Below are 24,930 nucleotides of genomic sequence, written 5' to 3'. Positions count from 1 at the left end.
CCTCGGCGCGACGTCCGCCGACGGGGGCGGGCCGACGTCCCCGGACGGTCCCGGCCGGCCCGGAGGGCGACGGGTTCGGCGTCCCGGAGCCCCGTCCGGCCTACCGGGCCGCCGGGCCGACCGCCCCGGCGGCCGCGGCCCGCGCGATGCGGTCGAGGGTGGTGCGCATCCCGGCCCGGTTGAGCGCGACCCGACGGGCCGGGGCCGTCCCCGCGAAGACCGTGCCGAGGAGGTCGGCGGCCCGGCCGCGACGGCCCTCCGTCCGCAGGTCCTGCCAGAACTCGGTGAGCCGGGTGCCCGGGCCCTCCGGCTCGAACCGGTAGCCCCAGCGGGCGATCGGCAGACCGAAGGCGCTGACGTCGAAGACGAACTCCCGGCCCTCGCGGGCCCGGGACACCCGCCCGAGGGTCGGCCACAGGAACGGCCCGCGCCGGTTGATCCCGACGAACCGGGAGCCGGTGCGCGCCGGGGGCCGCGGCACCCACACGGCCCGGCACTCCGGGCTCCACCGCCCCATGTTCCGGAGGTCCGCCACCAACCCGTAGACGACCGCCGGCGGCGCGTCGACCACCGTGCTCTCCTCCAGGCTCCGCACCCGCTCCATGCCCGCTCCCCTCGTGCCGCGTCGTGCCTCTTCGTGCCGCTTCGTGGCGCTCGGGCCGCGAGGGACCGCCGCCCGCTTCCTACTCGTCGGTACGCTAGCGGGCGGCGGCTTCGCGGGGGAGTGCTCCGGGTGCGTTCCGAAGCGTCCGCGCGCTCGCCCCCGCACCCGTATACGCCCGCGTATACTTCCGCCATGTCTGATGCGATGATTCGGGTGCCGGCCGAGGTCCGGGACCGGCTGGCGGTGATTGCGGAGTCGCGGGGGGTGTCGATCCGTTCCCTGGTGCAGGAGTTCGCGGAGTCGACGCTGACGGCGGAGGAGCGCCGTGAGCGTGCGGAGCGGACCCGGTCCTACCTGGCGGAGCACTTCGGCACGGTGGTGAGCGACGAGGAGAGCGAGGCGATGGGAGCCCGCCTCCGGGACGCGTTCGGCGCCCGGCCGAAGGACGCGGCGGCGTGATCGTTCACCATCTGGTCCTGGACGCCCCGTCCCTCCTCGCCCTCTCCGGGAACCGGCAGGTGTCGGCGCTGGTCCACCGGGCCCACTTCGAGCCCGAGACGCGCCTCTGGGTGCCGGTCCTGTCCGTCCTGGAGGCGGACGCGGAGTACGGGGGGATGGCCGAGCACGTCGGCCAGCTCGAAGTGATCCACACCCTCGACCTGGACTACGCCGGCGTGCTCACGGTCGCCCGGCTGCGCCGCGAGGGCGTCCCGGCGGGCGTCGGGGCGGCCGTCCACGCGGTGCGGAACCTGCCGGAGTGGGGCGCGGACGCGCTGATCGCGACGGTGGCGCCGAAGGCGTACGAGGGGCTGGACGTCCCGGTCTTCGACCTCAACCGCTGAACCCCGCCGGGACCCCGGCCGGCACCGCCCTCACGCGGCGGTCCGGTCCCACAGGCCGGCCAGGTGGGCGTCGAGGACGTCGTACGCCTCCCGCGGGGTGAGGTGGCCGATGAGGACGTACCCGGCGTGGCCGTGCCGACCGGCGTGACCGACGGCCTCCCCACGGGGGTGCAGATCGTCGGCCGCGCGTTCCGCGAGGACCTGTGCCTGGACGCGGCCCAGGCGGTCGAGGACCGCCTGGGGGTCCTCACCCCGATCGACCCGCGCCCGGGATCCCGTACCGGGTGCCCCCCCGCGCGGAGGGCCGGCGCGCGGGGGTCACGGCCGCTCTCCGCCGACCCAGCCGCGCTCGGCCGGCCACTCCCGCGTGACGTCCTCCGCGACGGGCAGCGTGGCGAGCGAGACGGCGGCCAGGACGGCGAGGAGCCCGATCGACCCGGCCCACTCGCGGGGGCGGGCCTCCGGCCGGTCCGTCCCGTCCCGGCCCGCGTCGTCGGAGCGGTCCGGGCGGAGCCGTGTCTCCGGGAGCCGGCGGCCGGCCGGCCGCAGGGCCCACGACGCGACGGCGAAGGCCAGGAACATCAGGGGCGGTCCCCACGACACCGGACCGTCGCCCCGCGCCAGATGGGAGACCACGGCACCCGACCACATGAGGAAGACGCCCGCGTAGGCCCATTCCTTGACCAGCCGGAACCCCGGCACGGCGAGGGCGACGGCCGCGCCGACGTGGCACACGCCCAGGACGTGGGCGAAGTAGCGCGGGTAGCCGAGGTGGTCCATCTGGGCCTCGACCCAGTCGATCGTCAGGAGGTTCCACGCCGCTCCGGCGAGCAGCTCGCCGAGGACGACGACGGTGGCGGACCAGAAGGCCCAGTGACGGATCCGGCTCCTCCCGGACCGTGCGGCGGGGACCGGCCCCCGGCCGGTCGCGTGCGGGCGGCCGCCGGTCGGCGCGGTCGGCGCGTCGGTTCCCCGACCGCCGTTCCGGGGCGGCCGTCGGTGGACGTCGGGTCGGTGCTGGGGGGCGCTCTGTTCGGTCATGCCTCCGGGACACCGCCGGCCCACCGGACGTGACACCCGCCGATGTGACACGCGGCACACTCCCCCGGGGGTCATGGGGGAGCGTCCCCGCCGGGCCGCGTCCCCGCCGCGCGGCAGCCGGCGCAGATCCCGGTGAGCTCCAGGGTGTGTTCGACCTCCGCGAAGCCCGACGACCGTACGGCGGCGGCCACCCATTCCTCGACGGCGTCCGTGTCGAGCGGCACGTGGCGGCGGCAGCGCCGGCACAGGAGGTAGTGGCGGTGGCCGGTCTCGGGGCGGCGGTACCGGTAGAGCCGCTCGCCGGCCTCGTCGCGGACGACGTCGGCGGCACCGGACCGCTCCAGGTCCCGGAGCGCGCGGTACACGGTGGTGAGACCGACGCGGACGCCCGACCCGCCCATCGTCCCGTGGAGTTCCTGGGCCGAGACGAACCCCGCGTGCTCGGACAGCGCCTGCTCCACGGCGGCGCGCCGGCGGGACGCGCGCCGGTTCGCCCCCGCTGGTGTGACGGTCATGGCCGACCCCCTGCCGAAAGCCGTTCCGATGGGGCGGGGCCCGCCGCGCGCCGGGCCCCGGCACGCGGCGGGCTTCCGCTCAGTCCCCGGCGGGAGCCGGGGAGCGGGCCGCGACGCGGGCGAGGACGAGGGCCACGAGGGTCAGTCCGCCGAGGGCCGCCGCCGTGCCGGCGAAGCCGCCGAGGGCCAGGCCCACACCGCCCAGTCCGGCGCCGAGGAAGACGCCGAAGCTCATCCCGGCGGCGTTGACGCTCAGCGCCGTGCCGCGCAGGGAGCCGCAGCGCCGCACCAGCGAGGTGGTGACGCAGGCCGCGACCGTCGCGTGACCGGCGCCGACCAGGGCCGTGAGGGGCAGGGCCAGCCACAGGGAGTGGGTGAAGAAGACGCCGGCGAGCGCGGCCAGCGCCACGACCAGCCCGTACGTCATCAGGCGTTCCGCCGGGACCGTCGCCCGGTCGGAGCTCAGCAGCCGTCCGGCGAGCAGGTTGCCGAGGAAGAAGGCGGTGCCGCTGAGCGTCCACACGAGCGCGAACGGCTCGGGGGCGAGCCCGAACCGCTCGTCGTAGAAGGCGGCGAGGTAGGCGAGGTAGCCCATGAACGCGGCCGTGCGCAGCAGGGCGACGAGGATGAGCGGCACCACGCCCGGCAGGGCGCCGAGGAGCCGGAAGGACTCCAGGTAGCCGGGCCGCTCCGTCGCCCCGGCGGCCTCCGCCCCGGTCCCCCGGCGGCCGCGCAGGAGGAAGTACAGGGCGAGGGCGGCGCAGATCGCGGCGATGGCCCACAGGTCGCCCCGCCAGCCCCATACCAGGGCGGGCAGGGCCACGAGCGGCGCGGCGAGGAGCGCGGTCAGCGACTGGGTGGCGGTGACGAGGGTGGCGGCGCGGCCCGCCGCGGCGTCGTGGTCGAACCGGTCGGCCGCGGCCGCGGTCAGAGCGGGGTTGAGCACGGCCGTGCCGGCGCCGACCAGCAGGCAGAACGCGGCGAGGAGCAGGAACTCGCCGCTGGTGCCGAGCGCCGCCGAGACCGCGAGGACCGCGAGGCCGCCCGCGGCGGCCCACTCCCGGCGCACGCGGTCGATCAGCGGCGCCAGCGCGGTGCCCACCGCGAGGGCGGCCAGGCCGCCGAGGCCGCGCAGCTGGCCCAGGGCGGCGACGCCGCCGCCGGAGACCTCGGCCATGGGGACGAGGAAGGTGCTGTAGACGGTGAAGGGCACCAGGCCGACGGCGGAGGCCAGCATGAACGGCCACAGGACGCGGGTCATCGCCAGGTCGCCGGGGACGGCGGCGGTGCCGGACGCGGTGTCGGCGTCCGTGCCGCTCGCCCGTCCCGGCCGCGTTCCGCCGCTCCGCCCGGCCGCCTCCGGGGACTTCGTCTCGCCGCTCATGCCCGCTCCGCCCGGTACCGGTACAGCGTGGTGGCGTCGGCGCTGAACTGGGAGAAGGGGAAGGGCTCGGCGGACAGCGCGGTCACGCCGGCGCCCAGGAAGGCGCGCGCGACGGCGCTGCCGGTCTGGGCGTACACCACCAGCGGGAGGTCCCGCTCGCGGCAGTGGGCGAGGATCCGGTCGAAGCTGCCGTTGACGAGGGTCATGCCGGTGGCGACGACCGCGTCGGCCTCGGCCAGCACCTGGTCCATGTCGTCGGTGACGGGGTCGCCCCAGTGGGTCGTGCGCAGGTTGAAGTCGCAGGGGAGGGGGACGCCGCCCCGCTCCCGTATCGCGGCGACCAGCGGGTTGACGACGCCGATCAGCGCGACCTCGGCCCCGGGCGCGATGTCGAGGAGCCCGGCGACGGCCGCGTCCCTCGCCTCGGCCCGTACCTCCGGGGTGCCGGTCGGCAGGGTGACGGCCTCGGCGTCCTTCGCGTCGCGGTGCGGGCGCACGCGGCCGAGGTAGGCGTCGAGCGCGGCGACGCGCACCGGCGCGGAGTCGTGCCGTATCAGGGCGTCCAGGGTGTGCCCGGAGGCGTCGGCGCAGAAGTCCGGGGCGATGTCGCCGGGTTCGAAGGAGCAGGCGCCGAAGGAGTCCCCGGAGCGCAGCAGCACGTACTGGTTGCGGTAGGTGACCCGGCTGCCGGCCAGGCGGGTGGTGTGGTGCGCCCAGAAGGCGCTGGTGACGGCCCACTCGCTGGGGAGGGGCCCGAAGGCCCCGTCCAGGACGGCCTGCTGGAGTTCCGCTACGGACCGCGGCGGTGCGGGAGTCATGGTCGTGTTCCTCTTTCGGATGGGTAGGGCGGGGGCGGCGCGTTTCGGATGGGTACGGCGGGGGGCGGCGCGCGAGGGGCCGCCTGGGGGGAGGGGCGGGGAGGCGACGGTCCGGGCGGCGCGGCGGCGAGCGCCGGTCCCGTCCCCTCGTCACGGACGCCGGGCCGAATCGGCCACGAGGACGGGCGCGCCACGCGGCAGGTCGCGGTCGGCCGGGGGCCAGTCCATGGCGGACCACGGGTGCCTGAGTTCGTCCCGCGCCGTCACCTCGTGGGGCCGCATGGCGCCGAGTCCCCGTGCCGCGGCGTGGTGGGCGTAGGCGCTGTCGACGTAGCGGTGCCCCGTGTCGGCGGCGAGGAAGACGTAGGTGCGGTCGGCGTCCCGCTCCCGCTCCCAGAGCGTCGCCAGGTACGCGGCGCCCGCGGAGAGGCCGGCGAAGATGCCGCTGGCCCGGAGGAGTTCGACGGCGCCGGACATGGCGTAGTCGAAGTTGACCCAGTGGACGCGGTCGTACAGGTCGTGCCGGACGTTCTGGAAGGGGATGGAGCTGCCGATCCCGGCGATGATCATGTCCGGGTCGGAGACGTGCTCGGCGCCGAAGGTGACGCTGCCGAACGGCTGGACGCCGACGAGGGTCACGTCGCGGCCGGCCTCGCGCAGGTAGGTGGCGACGGCGCCGGTGGACGCGCCGGTGCCGACGCCGCCGACGAGCGACAGGGGGCCTTCCGGGACCTCCTTGCGGACGAGGTCGGCGATGTCGCGGTAGCCGAGGTAGTGGATGGCGTCGTGGTACTGCCGCATCCAGTGGTAGTGCGGGTTCTCCCGGAGCAGTTCGCCGATCCGCTGGACGCGGAGGTTCTGGTCGAGGCGGAGGTTCTTGGAGGGGCGGACCTGTTCGAGGGTGGCGCCGAGGATCTCCAGCTGGACGCGGAGCGTGCGGTCGACGGTGGTGGAGCCGACGATGTGGCAGTGGAGGCCGTAGCGGTGGCAGGCCAGGGCGAGGGCGTGGGCGTAGATGCCGCTGGAACTGTCGACGAGGGTGTCGCCGGGCTCGACCTGTCCGGTCTCCAGCAGGTGCCGGACCGCGCCCAGGGCCGAGTAGAGCTTCATGGTCTCGAAGCGGAGACAGATCGCGCCGGGCGGGACGGCGACGACGTCCGGTTCCTTGACGGCCTCGGCTATGTGCTCGTGCATGTCGTCCTTCCGGTCAGGCGGCGTCGTGCCGTACGAGCTTGAACAGGTACGCCTGGCAGTTGTCGCCCTCCCAGGTCTGGCGGTGCAGCACGACGGGGCGGAACCCCGCGTCGACGCCGTGGCCGACGATGCGCTTCAGCTCGGCGGTGTTGGAGACGATCAGGTGGATCTCGCCGTCCGGGGCGAGCAGGTCCCGGGTGACGATCTGGTCGAAGAAGCGGAGGACGATCTCGGCGCCCACGCACACGTTCCGGACCACGGTCGGGTCGTCGCTCGTCCGCGCGCTGACGGCGGGCGGGTTGAAGGTGATGACGTCGAGCCGCGCGGAGTCCGGGAACTCCTCGAAGAGGTTGGAGACCAGCGGCCGGAAGACGGTGCCGGTCCGGTCCCCGACGAGGCGCTCGTAGTGGGCGGCGGCGGTGGCCACGCTGTCCGGGTGGACGTCGACCGCGTAGATCTCGCGCGCCCCGAGGCCGCCGGCGATCACGGCCTCGACGCCGAGGCCGACGCCCATCGCCGCGTAGGAGCGGCCCTTGACCGGGATCGTGCCGTCCAGGAGGCGGTCGTGGACGATGCGGCTGGTGTCGCCCGGCTTGAAGACCCCCGGCGGCAGGGTGAAGGTCCAGCCGTTGTACGCGTACGTCCGCTCGGTGTGGATGTCGGACTTCGAGCCGCTGTTGATGGCCAGGATCTCGTCCCGGGGCAGGGTGTCGGGCAGGGAGTCCAGCAGCGCGCGCACGTCGTCCTGGGACGCGGCGGTGCCGCCGGCGGTCCGGTCGGTCATGGGTCCTCCGTGGGTGGGGTGGAAGGGGAAGCCGGGGGCCGGGGAACGGGTGGCGGTCGCGGCGGGGGTGCGGGGCCCGAGCAGCATGAAGCATGATGAAAATGATTGTCAACATCAGTTGATGGCCCCTCAGAGGCGCGCGCTTCCGCACCGCCCCGCTCCCGGCGCCCCGTTCCGCCCGGCGTCCCGGCCCTCGTGGCCATGGAGGCGGCAGTGTGGGTGGGGGGTAGTAGTGATTATCGTTTTCATATACGCTCCCGCTGTCATTCCGCTGTCACCCGGGGGGAGCCCGAATGGAACCGCACGACGTGGCCGCCGGACCGGCGGGAGACGAGGAGGATCCCGACCGGCTGTTCAGCGCCTTGTGGGCGCCGATCGGCGAGGCCGCCGCCGACGCCGCGCGGCTGCGCCCCGGTGCGCGCGTCCTCCACGTGGGGCGTGACGCGGGCGCGTTCGCGATCCCCGCCGCGGAGCGGGTCGGCCCGCTCGGCGGCGTCGACGCGGTGGACACGGCGGAGTCCTCGCGTGAGCGGGGCCGCGCGCGGGCCGCCCTCCGGGGCCTCTCCTCCGTGCGCTTCCCGCCCGCCGACGTCCTCGACCGGCCGGCGCCCCCCGGTGGCTACGACACCGTCCTGTGCGGGTTCGGCGTCCCCCCGTGCTCCGGCGTCCCGGCCGGAACGGAGCGGCTGCCGGGGCTGCTCCGGCCCGGCGGGCGGATGGCCGTGACCGTCTGGACCCGGGACGCGCTCGTCCCGCTGGCCGAGGCGGCGCGGCGGGCCCTCGCGCCGGAACGGCCGGGCGCCGCCGACGTCCTCCGGCCGGGCGATCGGCTCCACCCCCTCGGCACGCCCCGGGCGTTACGGCACTGGCTCGCCGCCCGCCCGCTGTCCTTCGTCGACGTGCGGCACGTCCCGCTCGTCGTGCCCCGCGACCCCGACCTCCTGTGGCCCCTCGCGGACCTCGTCTCCGGGGGCCTGCTCGACGGCCTGCCCGCCGCCGCGGCGAAGCGCGTCCGCCGGCGGTTCTCGGACCGTCTGCGCGCCGGGGGCCGCGACGTGATCGACGCCTCCGTGCTCGTGGGCACGGGGGCCGTCCCCCGCGTCGCCCCGCCGCGCCGCCCCCGGGGCGCCCGCCCCTGACGACCGCCGCCCGCGGCCCGGTCGACCCCCGGGGGCCCGCGTTCCGTGACCCGTCCCGAGCGGGTCCCCCACGGGCGGACACCACCCGCCCCCGCAGCACGTTCCGTTCGATCTGGAAGGCCGATCCCTATGTCACCGCCAGCGATCACCGCGCCGTCGGCGAGCAGCGCCGCCGACGCTCCGGCCGGCGAGTCGCCCCCCGAACCCGCGCGGGGGGTGAGGAGCCGGCTCGCTTCCCGCAGGGGCCTGGTGCTCGCCTGCTCCGTCCTGCTCGCCGTCCTCCTCGTCTCGATCGTGGTGGCCATCGGCCTGGGCGCCGCCGTGGTCACCCCGGGGGAGACCGCCCGGTACCTGTGGGCGGCCGTCAGCGGCGGCCGCATCGCCCCGGACGAGGTGACCACCTATCAGATCATCTGGGAGATCCGGACCCCCCGGGTGCTGCTCGCGGCGCTCGTGGGCGCCGGGCTGAGCGCGATCGGCGTCGCCATCCAGGCCCTGGTGCGCAACGCGCTCGCCGACCCCTTCGTCCTGGGCGTCTCCTCGGGCGCCTCCGCCGGGGCCGTCGCCGTCACGGTCACCGGAGGACTGGCGGCCCTGGGCATCCACGCCGTGTCGGCCGGCGCCTTCATCGGGGCCCTGATCGCGTCGCTCCTCGTCTACGCGGCCTCCGCCGGCCGGGGTTCGCTCTCGCCGCTGCGCCTCGTCCTCACGGGCGTCGCCCTGTCGCTCGGGCTCCAGGCGGTGATGAGCCTGATGATCTACTTCGCGCCGGACAGCGAGGCGACCAGCATGGTCCTGTACTGGACCATGGGCAGCTTCGGCGCCGCGAACTGGGGCGCGCTCCCGGTCGTGACCGTGGTCGTCCTGCTCGGCCTCGTCGTGCTGTACCGGTACGGCCGGGCGCTGGACGTGCTGGCCCTCGGGGACGAGACGGCCGCGAGCCTGGGCGTCGGCCCCGACCGGCACCGCAAGGCCCTGCTCGTCCTGGTCTCGCTCGTGACCGGAGTGATGGTCGCCGTCAGCGGCGCCATCGCGTTCGTCGGCCTGGTCATGCCGCACGTGGTGCGCATGGTCGTCGGCGCCACGCACGCGCGCGTGCTGGCCGTCGCGCCCCTGGCCGGAGCGATCTTCATGGTCTGGGTCGACCTGGTGTCCCGGACGCTGGTGGCACCGCGCGAGCTGCCCCTGGGCGTCATCACCGCCCTCGTCGGAGTGCCGGTGTTCGTCACGCTGATGCGCCGCAAGGGCTACATGTTCGGAGGCCGTTGAGATGGAACTCGCACTCGACGGACTCTCGGTGGTCACCGACGGCAGGAGCCTGGTGCGCGACCTGTCCCTGCGCGTGGAATCCGGCCAGGTCGTGGGCCTGGTCGGCCCGAACGGAAGCGGCAAGTCCACCGCCCTCCGGTGCGTGTACCGCGCGCTGCGCCCCAGCGCCGGCACCGTCCGGGTGGGCGAGGAGGACCTCTCCCGCCTGACCGTGCGCCGCTCCGCACAGGTCATCGCGGCCATGACCCAGGACGGCGCCGTCGACCTCGACTTCACGGTCGAGGAGGTCGTCGCGCTCGGACGCACCCCGCACCTCCGGGGCAACCAGGCGCTCAGCCCCCGGGAACGGGAGCTGTGCGAACGGGCGATGGACCGGCTCGACATCCGCCACCTCGCCCGGCGCGGCGTCCTCACGCTCTCGGGCGGGGAGCGCCAGCGCGTCCTGCTGGCCCGGGCGCTCGTCCAGGAGCCGACGGTCCTGGTCCTCGACGAGCCGACCAACCACCTCGACGTACGCCACCAGGTCGAACTGCTCTCGCTCCTGCGCGGCTCGGGACTGACCGTCCTGGTCGTGCTGCACGACCTCAACCTCGCCGCGGCCGCCTGCGACCGCATCGGCGTCCTCCGCGACGGCCGCCTCGTCGCCGCCGGCACGCCCGAGGACGTGCTCACCCCCGAGCTCGTCCACGACGTCTTCGGCGTCCGGGCCAGCGTCGTCCCCCACCCGCTGACGGGTGATCCCCAGCTCCTGTACTCGCTCGACCCCTCCCTGTGAAAGGCACCACACGCATGTCCATGACCCGATCCCCCCGCCCGGTGCGGCAGCGCACCGCCCTCGGCTCCGCGCTCGCGGCCACGCTGCTGCTCACCGCCTGCGGCGCCGAAGTGGAGACGGACGCCAAGGCGACCGAGAAGGTCACCGTCAAGAGGTGCGGCGAACCGGTCGCCTACACCGTCCCCCGGCGTGCCGTGGCGTACGAGGGCGGAAGCGCCGACAAGCTGTTCAGCCTCGGGCTGGTCGACCACGTGTACGGCTACGTGATGCCGCCGGCGAACCCGCCGGTGACGGAGTCCCCCTGGGCGGGCGACTACGCCAAGGTGAAGATGCTCAGCGACGACCTCCTCAACAAGGAGGTCGTGGTCGAGGCCAAGTCCGACTTCGTCCTGGCCGGCTGGAAGTCGGGGTTCAAGGACGAGCGGGGCATCACCCCGGAGATCCTGGACAAGCTCGGCATCCAGAGCTTCATGCACAGCGAGAGCTGCTTCAACTACCCCGAGTACCCCGAGAAGCACACGCCGTTCGAAGCGCTCTACACCGACCTCGAACGGCTGGGCAAGATCTTCCGGGTCGAGAAGAAGGCGGACGAGGTCGTCGGCGGGCTGAAGAAGCGGGTGGAGGCCGTCAGGGCGAAGGCGCCCCAGGGCGACCCGGTCCCGGTCTTCCTCTACGACTCGGGCACCGACCAGCCCTTCACCGCGGGCAACCAGGTCCCGCCCCACGACATCATCGGGACCGCCGGCGGCAGGAACGTCTTCGACGGCCTCGACCAGCGGTGGACGCAGGTGAACTGGGAAGCCGTCGCCGAGGCCGAGCCCGAGGTCATCATGATCCTCGACTACGGCGACCTGCCCGCCCAGAAGAAGATCGACTTCCTGAGGACGTCCCCCCACACGAAGGGGCTGCCCGCCGTCAAGAAGAACAACTTCTTCGTCCTCGACTACAACGAGGGCATCAGCGGCCCGCGCAACATCGACGGCCTGGAGAAGTTCGCGGCGTACCTGAGCCGGCTCAAGCGCTGACCCGGCCCCCGGCGCACCGGGGCCGCGCCCGACCGGCACGGCCCCGGCCCCCCGGGCGGCGGCGCCGCGAACCGACGCCCACCCGTCCCACCGCGTGCACGGGCCGCCGCCGACGCGCCCGGACGACGGCTCCCGCCGCCCGTGACACGTGACCTGACGTTCCGTCACGTCCGGCGCGCCCTTCTCGCACACCGTCCCGAACAGTCCCGAACACCTTCCGGCCGTTGTCGCCGGCCGGGGCCCGGCGAAGACTCTGTACCGCCCCGGCCGAGCGGGCGGGGGCACCTGACCGACCGACCGGAAGAACCGACGGAAGGGACACCCCATGAAGACCGTGCGTGGACTGGCCGACCGCATGCTGGAGCGCCTGGTGCCGCAGGAGACGGCGAGCGCGTGCACCGGCTACTGGATCTACCGGTGCATCAACAGCCGGTGCGGCAGCTTCGGCAACTACACGCAGCGCGTCTGGTCCTGTGACCTCAACAGGCGCGAGTTCATGAGCTGCGGCTGCTGAACCGACCCCGGCCCGGCCCCCCTTCGGGGCCGGGCCCCCGCTCTCTCCCCGGGAGACCCAGTGGAATTCGTTTCGGCCGCGAGCCGGGCCGCGCTCGTCCTGGTCTTCGCGGCGGCCGTCCTCGGAAAGACCGGGAACGCGGAGTCGTTCCGCTCCTTCGCGTCCTCCGTGGAGACGCTGGGCCGGGTGTCCGCCGCCCGGGCCCCCGTCCTCGCGGCGGGCGTCGTCCTCGCGGAGGCGGCCGGCGCCCTGCTCCTGGCCTGGCCCGCGACGTACGGAGGCCGGCTCCCCGCGCTGACCGGCCTGCTGACGGCGACCGGCCTGCTGGCCTCGTTCACCTACGCCGTCGCCCGCGCCCTGCGCGCCGGGAAACGGGTGGCCTGCCGCTGCTTCGGCACCTCGGCCGGCCCCGTCGGCCCGCCCCAACTCGTCCGCAACGCCGTGCTCCTCGCGCTCGCGGCGGCGGCCGCCCCCGGCGTGTGGGAGGGCGGGCACCCCTCCTGGCAGGCCCGGTTCGCCGCCTGGCTGTGCGGGGCGACGGCCGCCCTCGTCCTGGTGGTCGGGGACGAACTGGTGACGCTGCTGCGTCCCGCACCCGCCGCCCCGACCCGCACGCGCGTCTGATCCCCTACCGAGAAGAGGCCAACCATGGTCTACCTGGCCATAGCGCTGGTGGTCGTCGGCGCGCTCTGCGCGCTGGACCTCCTGCTGACGCTCGCGGTCCTCCGCCGGCTCCGGGACCGGTCCTCCGCCGCCCCCGCCCTCACCGAGGAGGGCGGCCTCCCCGTGGGCGCGACCGTGGCACCCTTCAGCACCCGGTGCGTCGAGGGCGTGCCGCTGACGGAACGCGACCTCACCGACGGCGCCGTGGTGGCGTTCTTCACCACGGGCTGCGAGCCGTGCCGGGACAAGCTGCCCCGCTTCGTCGAGCGGGCCGGCGCGCTCCAGGGGCGGCGCCAGGTGATCGCCGTCGTGGTGACCGGGAGCGACGAACAGCCGTACGAGGACGAGGCCCGGGCGATGGCCGAGCGGCTCTCCTCCGTGGCGCGGGTCGTACGGGAGACGCCGGAGGGGCCCTGCGTGAGCGCGTTCGACGTCACCGCCTTCCCCTCCCAGTTCGCCGTCTCGGCGGCGGACGGGCAGCCGCCCGCCGTGGCCGCGGTCGGGGACCGGGTCCTCGCCGCCGTTCCGGCGGGGCGGCCGTGAGCCCAGCCCCGGGCGCCACCGCACCGCCCCGCGCGGTGCCGCTCCACCGCGCCGTGGCGGCGGCCCTCGGCCTCGGCCTGCGGGCCACCCCCGTCGCGATGGCCGGATTCCTGGCGGTGACCGTGGTGTCCGCCGCGGCGCCCGTGGTGGTCACCTGGCTGGTCAAGGACATCCTGGACGGGCTCGCGGCGGGCGGCGGCGCGGACGTGGCCCTCGGCCCCGCCGTCGCGCTGGCCGCCGCCGGCACGGTGACGGCCGGCGCCCCCCAGCTCACCGGCTACCTCCAGGCCAGGATGACCCGGGCGACCAGCCTCCTCGTCCAGGAGAGGCTGCACACCACCGTCGACGGCTTCGTGGGGCTGGGCCGCTTCGAGGACCCGGAGTTCCTGGACCGGCTCAGGATGGCGCAGCACGCCGGCGGGCTCGCCCCCTTCCAGGTGGTGCAGGCGGTGGCGGGCGTCGTCCGCGGCTGCGTCCTCCTCGTCGGGTTCGTCGGCTCCCTCGCGGTCCTGCACCCCCTGCTCGCCGTCGTCGTGGCGCTCTCCGGCGTCCCCGTGCTCCGGGCGGAGATCACGCTCAGCCGCCGGCGTGCCGCCACCTTCTGGGAGATCAGCCCGACCGAGCGCCGGGAACTCTTCTACGCGACGCTCCTGTCGAGCGTGGAGGCCGCCAAGGAGATCCGGCTCTACGCCGCCGGCCGGTTCTTCCGGGAACGCCTGCTGGCCGAGCGGCGCACGGCGGACGGACTGCGGGAGCGGATGGACCGCAGGGAACTGCGCGTGCAGACCTCCCTCCAGGTGGCCGCCTCCGTCCTGGCCGGAGCCGCCCTGCTGTGGGCGGTCGGGGCCGCCGCGCGGGGCACCATGACGGTCGGCGGCGTCTCCCTGGTGCTGGCCGCCGTCCCCGCCGTGCAGAGCGGCATCGCGGGACTGGCCGCCGAGACCGGGCAGGTGCACCACTCCCTGATGATGTTCGACCACTACGTCGCCGTGGTGGGGCTCGGCCCCGACCTCCCCGCCCCCCGGCGGGCCGTCGCGGTCCCGCCCCTGCGGGACGCCGTCGAACTGCGGGACGTGTGGTTCCGCTACGACGAGGACGCGCCCTGGGTGCTGCGCGGCGTCGACCTGCGCGTCGAGGCCGGGAAGGCACTGGCACTCGTGGGGGTCAACGGCTCGGGGAAGTCGACCCTGGTCAAGCTGATGTGCCGGTTCTACGACCCCACCCGCGGGCGCATCCTCTGGGACGGCGTCGACCTGCGCGACATGGACCCGGCGGAGCTGCGGCGACGCGTCGCCGCCACCTTCCAGGACCCGATGCGCTACGAGCTCACGGCCCGGGAGAACATCGCCGTCGGCGACCTGACCGCCCTCGGCGCGCCCGGCCGGTGCGAGGAGGCGGCCCGGCTGGCGGGCGTGCACGAGGACGTCGCGCGGCTGCCCCACGGGTACGCCACCCTCCTCAGCCGCACCTTCTGGAGCGAGGACGACCACGCCTCCGGCGTGCAGCTGTCCGGAGGGCAGTGGCAGCGGATGGGCCTCGCCCGCTCGTTCCTGCGCGCCGACGCGGACCTGCTGATCCTGGACGAACCGAGCTCCGGCCTGGACCCGGCCGCCGAGCACGAGATCCACACCCGGCTGCGGGCCCGCCGCTCCGGCCGCACCGGCGTCCTGATCTCGCACCGGCTCGGCGCGGTCAAGGACGCCGACACCATCGCGGTCCTCCAGGACGGGCGGATCGCCGAACTGGGCGACCACGCCGCCCTGATGGCCGCCGGAGGGACCTACCACCGCCTCTTCACGCTGCAGTCCCGCGGCTACCGCGAGCCGACGGACGAACCGGCGGACGCGTCGACCGTATCGGCGGACGTGTCGGTGGGAGAACCGGCTGACGTGCCGGCAGGCGTGTCGGCGGACGCTCCCGCGGACGGCTCCGCCGGCGAGGAGGCGTACGCGGCCCACCCCCTCTCCCTGCCCGGCCCGCGCCCGTGAGGCGGCCCGCGCGGAGGCGCTCCGTGGACGTGGCGGTGGGAGGCGCCGCCGGGCTGGCGGCCCTGGGGGGCGCGGCGGCGCTCCTGCTCCGACGGCGCTGCGCCCTGCTCGACGTCACCGGCTCCAGCATGCTCCCCGCCTACCGCGACGGGGACCGGCTGCTGGCGCTCAAGGTACCGGCGCGCCTCGTGCGCAGAGGGGCGGTCGTCGCGATCCGGATGCGGCCGGTGGAGGGCGCCGGCGGTCAGGACGTCACGCCCGGGGACCCCCTGCCCACCGCCATGATCAAACGCGTCGCCGCCCTTCCCGGCGACCGGATGCCCGGACCGCCTTCCTCGACGGACGTCGTGCCGGCCCGGCACGTGTACGTCCTCGGCGACAACCGCGGGGCCAGTTACGACTCCCGCCACACCGGGCCCGTGCCGTTCGACCGGCTCGCCGCGGTGGTCGTCGGCCGGATCCGCCCCGCCCCCGGGGCCGGGGGCCACCGCGCACCGTGACGCCGCCGACCGCCCCGCGCGGAAGGGTCACGGCTCCGAGCCGGCGCGGAGTGCCCGGGCCGCCGTGGCCGCGTCGCGGGTCCGGGCCGCCGCCGCGTGGTCGCCGGCCAGGGCGTGGGCCTCGGCCAGCGTCTCCAGACCGGTGGCCAGCCAGGTGCGGGCGCCGATGTCCTGCCACAGCCGGACGGCGGCCTCGGCGCGCCGGCGGGCGTGCTCCGGCCGGCCGGCGGCCAACTGCGCCTCCGCCAGGGCGTTCAGGGTGGCCGCCTCGCCCCACAGGTTTCCGAACTCGCGGTAGGCCCAGAGGCTCCGGGCCAGCAGCCGGCGGCCCTCGTGCGGGGAGCCCTGGCGGACCAGGACGTCCCCGAGCCAGCAGGTCGCGTGCGTGGCGCCGAGCCGGTCGCCGAGCTCCGTGCTGATCGCGGCGGCCAGCCGGAAGGACTCGGCGGCGGGGGCGTGCTCCCCGAGGGCGCGGTGGCTCTGCCCCAGACACCGCAGGGCCTGGGCCTCACCGGGGCGGTAGCCGCCGTCGCGGCTCGCGCGCAGCCCCTCCGTGAAGCGCTCCATGGCCGTCGCGACCCGGCCGTGTTCGAGCGCGATGACGCCGATGCCGTTGGTCGCGTAGACGAGGCAGTTGACGTTCCCCGCCTCCCGGGCCAGCTCGGCGGCCTCCTCGAAACGCCGCGTGGCCGCCTCGTACTGCCCGAGGAGCCGGTGGACGTACGCGAGTCCGGCGGTCGCGCTCGCCCGGTACGACGGCCCCAGGCCCTCGGCGAGCAGCAGGGCCTGCTCGAAGTGGGCCAGCGCCTCCGGGTAGCGGTCGAGAACGGTGGTGAGTTCGCCCAGGCAGCGGTGGAGCTGCGAGGCGCTGCGCCGGTCGCCGGCCCGCGTGGCGGCCTTCAGCGACCGCTCCTGCAACCGTTCCCAGTCGTCGAAGTGCCCGCCGACCTGGAAGAGCGTCGTCAGCGTGGTCGCGAGCCCCGCCGCCGGCGCCACCTCCGAGCGGTCCAGCGCCTGGTCCGCCACCCGGATGAGGAACCGCCGCTCCTCCGTGAACCACGCGAGGGGGGCGGCGAGCAGCTGCTCCGTGTCCGCCGGAGACAGCCGCCAGGAGACCAGGTCGCTCTGCGAGACGCCCTGGAAGTCGACGCTGAGCGTGTCCGCGGCGCGGTCGGCCAGGTCGAGGGCGGCGCCGAGCAGCCGGGTGAGGGCCTCGGCGCGCTCCTGCCGCCGCAGCTCGCCGCCGGCCCGCTCGCGCGCGAGCACCCGTACGAGGTCGTGCAGTTGGTAGCGGATGCCGGTGGCGCCGACCGCGCAGACCCCGACGAGGTGGACCTCCACCAGGTCGTCGAGCACCTTCTCCGCCTCCGCCAGGTCCACCCCCAGCAGGGCGGCCAGGGCCCACCCCCCGAAGTCGGCCGTCGGCAGCAGGGTGAGCAGGCCCAGGGCGCGCTGGGTGGCCGGCGCCATCCCCTGGTAGGACAGGCCGAGGCTGGCGCGCACGGCGATGTGGCCGACGGCCAGTTCGTCGAGCCTGCGCTGTTCGTCGGCGAGCGCGCGGGCGACCTTCCGCAGCGGCCAGTGCGGCCGTGCGGCGAGGCGCGCCCCGGCGACCCACACCGCGAGGGGAAGCCCCCCGCAGGTGTCCACGATGGAACGCGCCGAGCCCGTGTCCTCGGCCGTCCGCTCCGTGCCCAGCATCTCGCGCAGCAGCGTCAGCCCGGTCGCGGCGTCGAAGACGCCGAGCGGCAGCCGGTGGCCGCTCATGTCGGCCAGGGTGGTGCGGCTGGTGACGACGACGGCGCAGCGCGCCCCGTTCGGGAGGAGGTCGCTCACCTGCCGGGCGTCGGCCGCGTTGTCCAGGACGATCAGGGCCCGCCGCTGGGCCAGGAGGGTGCGGTAGAGGTGGACGCGGTCGGTCATCTCGGAGGGCACGGCGCCGCCGCGCACGCCGAGCGCCCGCAGGAACGCCCCGAGGACCGTGAACGGCTCGGCCGGTTCCGCGTCGAACCCCTGGAGGTCGGCGTAGAGCTGCCCGTCCGGGAAGGCGGAGGCCAGCAGGTGGCCGGCGCGTACGGCGAGGGCGGTCTTGCCGACCCCGGCGGGGCCGGTGACCAGGACGACCGACGGCCCGGGCCCCGGCCGGTCCAGCATCCGGCAGGCGGCGTCCAGCTCCCCCCGGCGCCCCACGAACAGCGACAGGTCGGCCGGGAGCAGGCAGGGCGCGAGCGGCCAGCGGTCCCCCGCGCCCCCGTCCCCGGCGCCGCCCGCGGAGGAAGGAGCCCCCGGTTCCCGGGCGGGCCGGTCGACGGCCTCCGTCCGTACGGTGCCCTCCCGTTGGGCCAGCGCCTCGTGCGCCGCCAGCCATTCCCGTACCGTCGCCGGGTCACCGCCGCAGGCCCGGACGAGCGCCGCCACCACCTCCGGTCTCGGCAGCGACCTCCGGCCGAGCGCGTTCGCCAGGGTGCTCACCGGCAGGTGGTCGCCGGCCTTCCGGGCCTCGCGTTCCAGCATGCGGTAGGAGAGACCGGACCGGTTCTTCGCGGTCCGCAGCAGTGTGACGAACTCGGCGGCGGTCCGGGCACGGCCGGGCCACGGTAACGGTAACGGTGTAGTCACAGGCGGGCACCCTACCCATTCCGTGTGCCCTTTCCAACCACTCGCCGACGCGCGGTGAAGGACGGGCGCGCCCTTCAGGACACGGGCGGCCCGGGCGGTGCCGCGGCGGAGTTTCCGCAGGCAGAGCCCCCTCGGAGACCGGCCGCGACCGCCTCGCCGAGCCGGCGGACCCCGGCGCGGCCGGCGCGGGCCGGTGCGGTCACCCGGTGCGGTCCGGTGCGGTGCCGGGAGCGGATGTCCGGTCCGGTTCGGTCCGGTGCGCCACGGCGCCCGGAGCCGGTCGTCCGGTGCGGTCCGCCGTCGCGTCGGGGGCGCGGAGGGGAGGCGTCCCCTTCGAGCCGGTCTCCCGTGGACCGGTTCCCCGCGGGCCGGTCGCTCGTTGCCCCGCATGGCGGGGCGCGCTGTCCCGCCACGCCCGCGACGGGCGGCCACCCGAGGAGTGACGATGGACCATCAGGACTTTCTGACCGCGAAGATCGCGCGGGGCTTCGACCAGCTCGACGCGAACGGCAACGGCGTGCTGACCGAGGACGACCACGTGGAGATGGGCCGCCGGGTGGCGTCCTCCCTCGGCCACGCCGAGGACTCCCCGGAGGCCGGACGGATCGTCGACGCCTACCTGGCGATCTGGCGGGAGGTGCACCTGCCGTTCGTCCCGGCCGGCGGCGAGGGGATCCCGAAGGAGCAGTTCATCGCCTCGACCCGCGCGCTGGCCCAGGATCCCGAGACCGCCAGGGCCGCCCTCGGCGGGATCGCCGAGACCTACCTGCGGATCGCCGACATCGACCGGGACGGCCGGATCAGCCCCGACGAGTTCCTCGCCTTCCAGCGCGGCCACTTCCCGGAGCTCACCGACGAGAACGCGGCCGAGGCGTTCGCCCACCTCGACACCGACGGCGACGGCACGCTGTCGCCCGCCGAGTTCACCACAGCGGTCATCGAGTTCTGGACCAGCCCCGACCCCGACGCCACCGGCAACTGGTGGGCGGGCCGCCCGGCCTTCCCCCGGACCTGACCCCGAACCCCCGCCCCGCCCTGCTCCGCCCCGCTCCGCCCCGCTCCGGCCCGCTCCGGCCCGCCCCGGCCCGCTCCGGCCCGGTGGCCGGAGCGGGGCACGGCGGGCGGATCCACTCGTTTCGGTGGATTGGCCGAACTTCGTGTAGACCGGATAGATGCCTGAGGCATGTAGTGGGGAGCGGTGCCAACGCCGGAGCCGATGACCCGCCGTCTGCGAGGTTCTCTGATGACCGTCAGCGAAGAAGCCGTCGCCTTCCCCCAGAACCGGTCCTGTCCCTACCACCCGCCGGCCGCCTACGACCCCCTGCGCGAGGAACGCCCCCTGTCCCGGGTCACCCTGTGGGACGGGCGGGAGGTGTGGCTGGTCTCCGGGCACCGAGCCGCCCGGGCGCTCCTCGCCGACCAGCGGCTGTCGACCGATTCCACCCGGCCCGACTTCCCGATCCCCGCCGAACGCGCCGCCGCCGTGCGCGGCCGGCGGCGGGCCGCGCTGCTCGGATGGGACGACCCCGAGCACAACGCCCAGCGCAGGATGCTGATCCCGAGCTTCTCCCTGAAGCGCACGGACGGGCTGCGGCCGCGGATCCAGGAGACCGTCGACCGGCTGCTCGACGCCATGGAGGCCGCGGGGCCGCCGGCCGAGCTGGTGAGCGCCTTCGCGCTGCCGGTGCCGTCGATCGTCATCTGCGACCTGCTGGGCGTGCCGTACGAGGACCACGACTTCTTCGAGGAGCAGTCCCGGCGGCTGCTGCGCGGCCCGACGGCCGAGGACACCGAGGAGGCGCTCGCCCGGCTGGAGGGCTACCTCGGCGAGCTGATCGACGGCAAGCGCGCGAAGCCGGGCGAGGGCGTCCTGGACGACCTGGTGGCGCGGCAGGCGCGGGAGGGCCGCCCCGACCGGCAGGAGCTGGTGGAGCTGGCGACGATCCTCCTCGTCGCCGGGCACGAGACCACCGCGAACATGATCTCCCTGGGGACGTACACCCTGCTGCGGCACCCCGAGCGGCTCGCCGAACTGCGGGCGGATCCCGGGCTGCTGCCCACCGCGGTGGAGGAGCTGCTGCGGTTCCTGTCGATCGCGGACGGCATGCTGCGCGTCGCCCGCGAGGACGTGGAGGTCGACGGCGTGGTCATCCGCGCGGGCGACGGAGTGGTCTTCTCCACCTCCCTCATCAACCGCGACGGAGCGGTCTACGCCGACCCCGACGCGCTCGACTGGCGGCGCCCGGCCCGCCACCACGTCGCCTTCGGCTTCGGCATCCACCAGTGCCTCGGGCAGAACCTGGCCCGCACGGAACTGGAGATCGCCCTCGGGACGCTGCTGCGCCGGCTGCCGGGGCTGCGCCTCGCGGCACCGGCGGAGGAGATCCCGTTCAAGCCCGGCGACACGATCCAGGGAATGCTCGAACTCCCCGTCACCTGGTGAGCCGTCCCGTGGTGCACGAAGTCAGCCATCCGGAGAAGGGAACCCGGCCGGTGCGCATCTCCATCGACACGGACGTCTGTATCGGAGCCGGGCAGTGCGCCCTGCTCTCCCCCGACGTCTTCGCCCAGGACGACGACGGTCTCGGCACCGTCCTGCCCGGCCGCGAGGACGGCGGGGGCGCCGGGGAAGGCGGGGGCGCCGGGAGCGGAACGCTGGTCCGCGAGGCGGCCCGCGCCTGTCCCGTACAGGCCATCACCCTCGGGGAGCGGCCCGGGCGGTGAGGGCGTACGGGGCACCCCCCGGTGTACGTGGGGGGTGCCCCCACGTACGACCTCCGCGTACGCCCCCGAGTGCCGACCGCGTACGCCCTCCCCGCGGTGAGCCGTGCGGAAGCCGGGGTCAGAGGCCGGCGGTGAAGAGGAGGCGGTTGGGGGTGCCCTTGCTGAGGGAGGTCAGGACGTCCTTGGTGGACTCTTCGAGGAGGAAGGAGGCGACGTCCTCCGGGAGCTCGTTCGGGTGGGCCTGCTTGTAGAGGGCGGCGAGGCCCGTGACGTGCGGCGCGGCCATGGACGTGCCGTTCTCGGCGATGCTGCCGCCGCCCAGCCTCGCGGAGACGATGTCCTGGCCGGGGGCGTAGAGGGAGACGCAGGGGCCGTAGTTGGAGAAGGAGGTCTCCCGGTCCCAGCGGTCGCTCGCGGCGACCGTGATCACGCGGGCCGCGGACGCGGGGGAGACGTTGCAGGCGTCCTGCGCCTCGTTGCCCGCGGCGATGACCGGCAGGACGCCCGCGTCGGAGACGGCGTCGGCGGCCTTGTTGAGGACCTCGGACCTCGGGCCGCCGAGGGAGCCGTTGAGCACGGCGGGCTGCCTGGCGTTCTTCGCCACCCAGTCCATGCCCGCGATCATCCCGGCGTACGAGCCCTTGCCGTCGCACCCCAGGACGCGGACGCTGACCAGGTTCGCCTTGCGCGCGACGCCGTACGTGGCGCCGGCGACCGTACCCGCGACGTGCGTGCCGTGGCCGTTGCAGTCCCGGCCCCGCTGGACCCCGGCGTCCGGCATCGCGTCGAACCCGGCCGAGGCGCGGCCGCCGAACTCGGGGTGCGTGTAGTCGATTCCGGTGTCGAGGATGTACGCGGTCACCCCGGCGCCGTTGCCGTTGACGGTGAAGTCGTCGTTCAGCGGCAGCTGCCGCTGGTCGACCCGGTCCAGGCCCCAGGAGGAGGACGGCGCCTTGGGCGCCGTCGACGGCGCGGGCGCGGACGCCACCCGGGTGTCCTCCTCGACCGCCTTCACGCCGAGGCTCTTGCGGACGCCCTCCAGCTGGAGCCCCGTGAGGGGCGCGGCGAAGCCGTTGAGGACGGAGGTGTAGACGTGCTTCGGCTTCAGGCCGAGCTTTCGCGCCAGCTCGGCCGCGTCCACGCCCTTGTCGAGGGTGACGATGTACTCGCCGGGCACGGCGTCGGCGGACGTCCGCAGGGGCGCCGGGGCCACGGGGGCCGTGGGGGTCGCGGGGGTGGTCGAGGTCGCCGGGGTCGCCGGGGTGGGCTCCGGTGCGGCCTGCGGCTGTGCGGCCGTGGCGAGCGGGGCCGCGAGGGCCATGGCCGCGGTCATGGCGGCGGCCAGGACGACGTTTCGGTGGGTGTTCATGCGCGGCAGGCCATCATGCAGAAACGATCAGGCCCTACGACATTTCCCACCGACCCGCCGAACACCTGAAGCACCACTCGAACGCGCTCGCCCACTCGGACCCCTCCGCGCTTCTCCGGCCCGGGGAGGGGGGAGGGGGTCACACCGGGAGGAACGGTTCCGTCAGATGCGGTGTCGCCAGGTGCAGCGTGGTGGCGGCACCGCGGTCGAGCATGCGCTTCCTCGACCGCCCGGCCGCCTCGGGGTCGAGTTCGTGCGCGTAGGCGAGTCCGGGGTGGAGCAGTTGGAGGGCGTGCACCAGGAGGTCGCCGGTGACGAGCGCCAGTTCGTCCCCGTCCGCGACCAGCACGCTCTGGTGTCCGGGGGTGTGGCCGGGGGTGGCGACCGCGCGTCCGGTGCGCAGGGGGGGTGTCCCCGTCGAGGAGCCGGAGCCGGCCGGCGGCCGCGAGCGGGTCGGTGAGGGTCTCGCGGAGCTGCGGGTTGATCGTGGCGAGGGCGTCGAACTCGGCCCGCTGGAGCAGGTACTCGGCGTTCGGGAAGTAGGGGCGGCGGGCTCCGGCCGAAGCGGCGCCGTCCGCCGCGCCGCCCGCCGGCGGCTCGGCCGCCTCGGTCACGACCGCCCACCCGACGTGGTCGGTGTGCAGATGGGTCAGGACCACGGTGTCGACGTCGGCCGGGTCGATGCCCGCGGCGGCGAGCGACGCGGGGAGCGTGCCGGGCACGGGCGCCCATGAGGCGGCCGGGCTGTCCGCCGGGCCGATCCCGGCGTCCACGACGGTGAGGCCCTTGTCGCCGCGGATCGCGTACGCGCGGAACTGGAGCCACCAGCGCCCTTCGGCGTCGACCGAGCCCGGGTCGAAGCGGTCGGCCTCGGCCCACTGGGCGGCCGTGGCCCCGGGGAAGGCCTCGGCGCGCGGGGAGAAGAACGGGCCCTCGGCGTCGGCGAGGGCGATGATCTCGGTCGAGCCGATCCGGAGGCGGGGAACGCTGGGGGACATGCCCGCGATCCTTCCACGCCCCCGCCCCTCCGCGCTTCCTTTTCCCTTCCGCTTCTCTTCCGCGCAGGCGGCCCCCCCCGCTGACGGCACGGCAGGGCCCCGGCGCGCCGGGTTCAGGCCGCCGCGGGGAAGGGAGCGGACGAGCCGGTTCCGCCCGGCGGTCAGGCGGGAACGCCGGCCCGGTCCAGGACGGCGGCCATCTCGTCCTCGGGGAGCGCCGGGTTGGCACCCGCGCTGGAGGCCAGTTCGGGGACGAGGAGGACCTCGCGGAGCCGGCGGAGCGGGAGGCGCGGGTCGCGGGCCGCCGCCTGGCGCGTCCGGACGACGGGGTCGTGGCTGAGCCGTTCGATCAGCTCCGGCGTGGCGGCCGGATCCCGTACGGCCAGCCGGCGGTGGTTCCCGTCGGGGTGGTCCGCGTAGCGGGCGGCGAGACCCTCGCGGGGGAACCGGGGGTGCGTCTCCGCCATCCAGGCGGAGAACGTCCCGCCCAGCCGCGCGAACACCCGCATCAGGACCTCCTCCGGAGCGTCGGGGTGGTGAATGCCCAGGAGGTTCTCCACCACCGGGTCCTCGACGCGTGCGAGCAGGCGCAGCAGGTCGGGCGGCAGGTGGGGGCTCCGGGCGGCGGCGCGCCGGAGCAGCGGGTGGGCGGAGGTCGCGGCCCGGCGCAGCACCTCGGGGTCGGCGAGCCCGTCCCGCACCCACCGCACGCCGGCGCCCCTGTCGAGCTCCCCGGCCGTGAAGTCGACGGCCATGCGCCGCGTCTCGTCCAGCTCGGGCCGAAGGGAGACGGCGAGCCGTACGGCTTCGTCGGGGTCCACGGCGAGCCGCTCCACGAGGTCGGCGGGGAGCGACGGGTTCTCGGCGAGGGCCGCCAGGTGCGTCCGCTCGGCGACGCACCGCTCGGCGCCGGCACGGTCGAGGAGCCCTCGACGCAGCGCCTCGGCGGCGGACTTCGGGTCGCGGAGGAGTGCGGCGGTCACGCGGGCGTCCCGCCGGCACTCCTGCAACTCGGCGGCCCGCCGCACCTCGGGAGCGGGGTCGGCCAGCAGTGCCGACCGCTCGCCCGCCGACAGGGCCTCCCACGCACGCACCGCCTCCCGGCGCGCTGCCGCGCGGTGATGCGTGGCCATCGACGCCACGAACGACGGCGCCAGATGGGGCGACTCCAGCAGGGCCGCGCGTACGGAAGGATCGGGGTCGTCGAGCAGGCGGGCGCACACGGCGTCCGGGAGCGGCGCGCCCTTCGCGCGCGGATCGTACGCCTCGGGTCCGTAGGCGAGAGCCGCCCGCACCCGGGGAGAAGGATCGTCCGCGAGCCGGGCCCGCTGTGCGGGCTCCGCCCTGGCACTTAGGGCGAAATCGATCCGGGCCCCCGGGTTCGGGTGGGCCAGGATCAGCGCGACGGCCGACTCGGGGAGTCCGGCTCGCTGAAGAACGTCACGGGGCGGGCGGTCACCGTCCCCCTCGAAGGCGAGCAGGCGCAGCAGCAACGGCGTCGGCAGCACCGGATTCCGGGCCACTCCGTCCAGCGCGGACGCGTGGAACGCCACCATGATTCCCCTGCCCCCGTGTCTTCCCGATCGGTCCGCGCCCATGATCTCGTACGCCCTGCGCGACCT

General features: G+C 75.3%; 24 protein-coding genes and 2 pseudogenes. 15 read left to right on the top strand and 11 right to left on the bottom strand.

All coding sequences use genetic code 11. The features are described from left to right. Positions 1 to 100: 100 nt before the first annotated feature. Positions 101 to 604, bottom strand: coding sequence for an SRPBCC family protein (locus AB0E83_RS03880; protein WP_362105379.1), 504 nt, complete (start codon positions 602 to 604; stop codon positions 101 to 103). Positions 605 to 796: 192 nt separating this feature from the next. On the opposite strand from AB0E83_RS03880, the gene AB0E83_RS03875 reads away from it, so the two are divergent. From AB0E83_RS03875 to AB0E83_RS03865, 3 genes and pseudogenes are all read left to right on the top strand, one after another. Beyond that, the gene (locus AB0E83_RS03875) at positions 797 to 1,063 is read left to right on the top strand and encodes a hypothetical protein (protein WP_362105376.1); all 267 of its coding nucleotides are present in this window, start codon (positions 797 to 799) and stop codon (positions 1,061 to 1,063) included. Beyond that, on the top strand, positions 1,060 to 1,446 hold the full coding sequence (locus tag AB0E83_RS03870; protein ID WP_362105373.1) for a hypothetical protein: 387 nt from the start codon (positions 1,060 to 1,062) through the stop codon (positions 1,444 to 1,446). Before AB0E83_RS03875 ends, AB0E83_RS03870 begins: the two co-directional genes overlap by 4 nt. A gap of 117 nt (positions 1,447 to 1,563) precedes the next feature. Then, positions 1,564 to 1,716, top strand: a pseudogene (locus AB0E83_RS03865) (indole acetimide hydrolase); the annotation flags it as partial. A 48-nt stretch (positions 1,717 to 1,764) separates the two neighbouring features. Here the strand turns inward: AB0E83_RS03865 and AB0E83_RS03860 are convergent. From AB0E83_RS03860 to AB0E83_RS03835, 6 genes are all read right to left on the bottom strand, one after another. After that, positions 1,765 to 2,487 (bottom strand): DoxX family protein, encoded by a 723-nt coding sequence (locus AB0E83_RS03860; protein ID WP_362105370.1) that lies wholly within the window; start codon positions 2,485 to 2,487, stop codon positions 1,765 to 1,767. A gap of 71 nt (positions 2,488 to 2,558) precedes the next feature. Then, positions 2,559 to 3,002, bottom strand: a complete 444-nt coding sequence (locus tag AB0E83_RS03855) for a Fur family transcriptional regulator (RefSeq protein WP_362105367.1) — start codon at positions 3,000 to 3,002, stop codon at positions 2,559 to 2,561. A gap of 79 nt (positions 3,003 to 3,081) precedes the next feature. Continuing rightward, on the bottom strand, positions 3,082 to 4,386 hold the full coding sequence (locus AB0E83_RS03850) for an MFS transporter (RefSeq protein WP_362105364.1): 1,305 nt from the start codon (positions 4,384 to 4,386) through the stop codon (positions 3,082 to 3,084). Further along, positions 4,383 to 5,204: a DUF364 domain-containing protein gene (locus AB0E83_RS03845; protein WP_362105361.1), complete on the bottom strand. Its 822-nt coding sequence runs from the start codon at positions 5,202 to 5,204 to the stop codon at positions 4,383 to 4,385. Before AB0E83_RS03845 ends, AB0E83_RS03850 begins: the two co-directional genes overlap by 4 nt. Positions 5,205 to 5,354: 150 nt before the next feature. Then, positions 5,355 to 6,398, bottom strand: a complete 1,044-nt coding sequence (locus tag AB0E83_RS03840; protein WP_362105358.1) for a pyridoxal-phosphate dependent enzyme — start codon at positions 6,396 to 6,398, stop codon at positions 5,355 to 5,357. A 13-nt stretch (positions 6,399 to 6,411) separates the two neighbouring features. Then, positions 6,412 to 7,182, bottom strand: a complete 771-nt coding sequence (locus tag AB0E83_RS03835; RefSeq protein WP_362105355.1) for a methyltransferase — start codon at positions 7,180 to 7,182, stop codon at positions 6,412 to 6,414. Positions 7,183 to 7,475: 293 nt separating this feature from the next. Here AB0E83_RS03835 and AB0E83_RS03830 point away from each other — a divergent pair, with 293 nt between their 5' ends. The 9 genes from AB0E83_RS03830 to AB0E83_RS03790 all read left to right on the top strand — a co-directional run bounded on the left by AB0E83_RS03830 (position 7,476) and on the right by AB0E83_RS03790 (position 15,598). Next, positions 7,476 to 8,321 carry a methyltransferase domain-containing protein gene (locus AB0E83_RS03830; protein WP_362105352.1) on the top strand — a complete coding sequence of 282 codons (846 nt, stop codon included), beginning with the start codon at positions 7,476 to 7,478 and terminating at the stop codon, positions 8,319 to 8,321. A 249-nt stretch (positions 8,322 to 8,570) separates the two neighbouring features. Then, positions 8,571 to 9,590, top strand: a complete 1,020-nt coding sequence (locus AB0E83_RS03825) for an iron ABC transporter permease (protein ID WP_362105440.1) — start codon at positions 8,571 to 8,573, stop codon at positions 9,588 to 9,590. Between the two features lies 1 nt (position 9,591). Next, positions 9,592 to 10,365, top strand: coding sequence for an ABC transporter ATP-binding protein (locus tag AB0E83_RS03820; RefSeq protein ID WP_362105349.1), 774 nt, complete (start codon positions 9,592 to 9,594; stop codon positions 10,363 to 10,365). Between the two features lie 14 nt (positions 10,366 to 10,379). Beyond that, on the top strand, positions 10,380 to 11,390 hold the full coding sequence (locus AB0E83_RS03815) for an ABC transporter substrate-binding protein (RefSeq protein WP_362105346.1): 1,011 nt from the start codon (positions 10,380 to 10,382) through the stop codon (positions 11,388 to 11,390). 325 nt (positions 11,391 to 11,715) lie between these two features. Then, entirely contained in the window at positions 11,716 to 11,904 is a 189-nt protein-coding gene (locus tag AB0E83_RS03810; RefSeq protein WP_362105344.1) for a hypothetical protein, read from the top strand. Positions 11,905 to 11,964: 60 nt separating this feature from the next. After that, entirely contained in the window at positions 11,965 to 12,528 is a 564-nt protein-coding gene (locus tag AB0E83_RS03805) for a MauE/DoxX family redox-associated membrane protein (RefSeq protein WP_362105341.1), read from the top strand. 24 nt (positions 12,529 to 12,552) lie between these two features. After that, positions 12,553 to 13,110, top strand: coding sequence for a hypothetical protein (locus AB0E83_RS03800; RefSeq protein ID WP_362105338.1), 558 nt, complete (start codon positions 12,553 to 12,555; stop codon positions 13,108 to 13,110). Beyond that, a complete protein-coding gene (locus AB0E83_RS03795; protein WP_362105335.1) occupies positions 13,107 to 15,098 on the top strand; it encodes an ABC transporter ATP-binding protein in 1,992 nt (663 codons plus the stop codon). Before AB0E83_RS03800 ends, AB0E83_RS03795 begins: the two co-directional genes overlap by 4 nt. Positions 15,099 to 15,121: 23 nt before the next feature. Continuing rightward, positions 15,122 to 15,598, top strand: a complete 477-nt coding sequence (locus tag AB0E83_RS03790; protein ID WP_362105332.1) for a S26 family signal peptidase — start codon at positions 15,122 to 15,124, stop codon at positions 15,596 to 15,598. A gap of 27 nt (positions 15,599 to 15,625) precedes the next feature. Here the strand turns inward: AB0E83_RS03790 and AB0E83_RS03785 are convergent, their stop codons facing one another. Next, on the bottom strand, positions 15,626 to 18,217 hold the full coding sequence (locus AB0E83_RS03785; RefSeq protein WP_362105329.1) for a tetratricopeptide repeat protein: 2,592 nt from the start codon (positions 18,215 to 18,217) through the stop codon (positions 15,626 to 15,628). Between the two features lie 445 nt (positions 18,218 to 18,662). Here AB0E83_RS03785 and AB0E83_RS03780 point away from each other — a divergent pair, with 445 nt between their 5' ends. From AB0E83_RS03780 to AB0E83_RS03770, 3 genes are all read left to right on the top strand, one after another. Further along, a complete protein-coding gene (locus AB0E83_RS03780) occupies positions 18,663 to 19,232 on the top strand; it encodes an EF-hand domain-containing protein (protein ID WP_362105326.1) in 570 nt (189 codons plus the stop codon). Between the two features lie 228 nt (positions 19,233 to 19,460). Then, complete coding sequence (locus tag AB0E83_RS03775; protein WP_362105323.1) at positions 19,461 to 20,660, top strand: cytochrome P450; 1,200 nt, start codon at positions 19,461 to 19,463, stop codon at positions 20,658 to 20,660. Positions 20,661 to 20,710: 50 nt separating this feature from the next. After that, positions 20,711 to 20,941 (top strand): ferredoxin, encoded by a 231-nt coding sequence (locus AB0E83_RS03770; protein WP_362105320.1) that lies wholly within the window; start codon positions 20,711 to 20,713, stop codon positions 20,939 to 20,941. 118 nt (positions 20,942 to 21,059) lie between these two features. Here AB0E83_RS03770 and AB0E83_RS03765 read toward each other — a convergent pair whose 3' ends face one another. The 3 genes and pseudogenes from AB0E83_RS03765 to AB0E83_RS03755 all read right to left on the bottom strand — a co-directional run bounded on the left by AB0E83_RS03765 (position 21,060) and on the right by AB0E83_RS03755 (position 24,864). Continuing rightward, the gene (locus AB0E83_RS03765) at positions 21,060 to 22,262 is read right to left on the bottom strand and encodes a S8 family peptidase (protein WP_362105437.1); all 1,203 of its coding nucleotides are present in this window, start codon (positions 22,260 to 22,262) and stop codon (positions 21,060 to 21,062) included. A 187-nt stretch (positions 22,263 to 22,449) separates the two neighbouring features. Beyond that, a pseudogene (locus AB0E83_RS03760) lies at positions 22,450 to 23,308 on the bottom strand (MBL fold metallo-hydrolase). Between the two features lie 161 nt (positions 23,309 to 23,469). Continuing rightward, on the bottom strand, positions 23,470 to 24,864 hold the full coding sequence (locus tag AB0E83_RS03755; RefSeq protein ID WP_362105317.1) for a Mucin-2: 1,395 nt from the start codon (positions 24,862 to 24,864) through the stop codon (positions 23,470 to 23,472). Positions 24,865 to 24,930 lie beyond the last annotated feature (66 nt).

It is taken from the genome of Streptomyces sp. NPDC035033 (genome assembly GCF_040636735.1).
Classification (GTDB): Bacteria; Actinomycetota; Actinomycetes; order Streptomycetales; family Streptomycetaceae; genus Streptomyces.
Note: the sequence above shows the minus strand (reverse complement) of the source record. Positions and strands in the feature narration are given on the sequence as shown.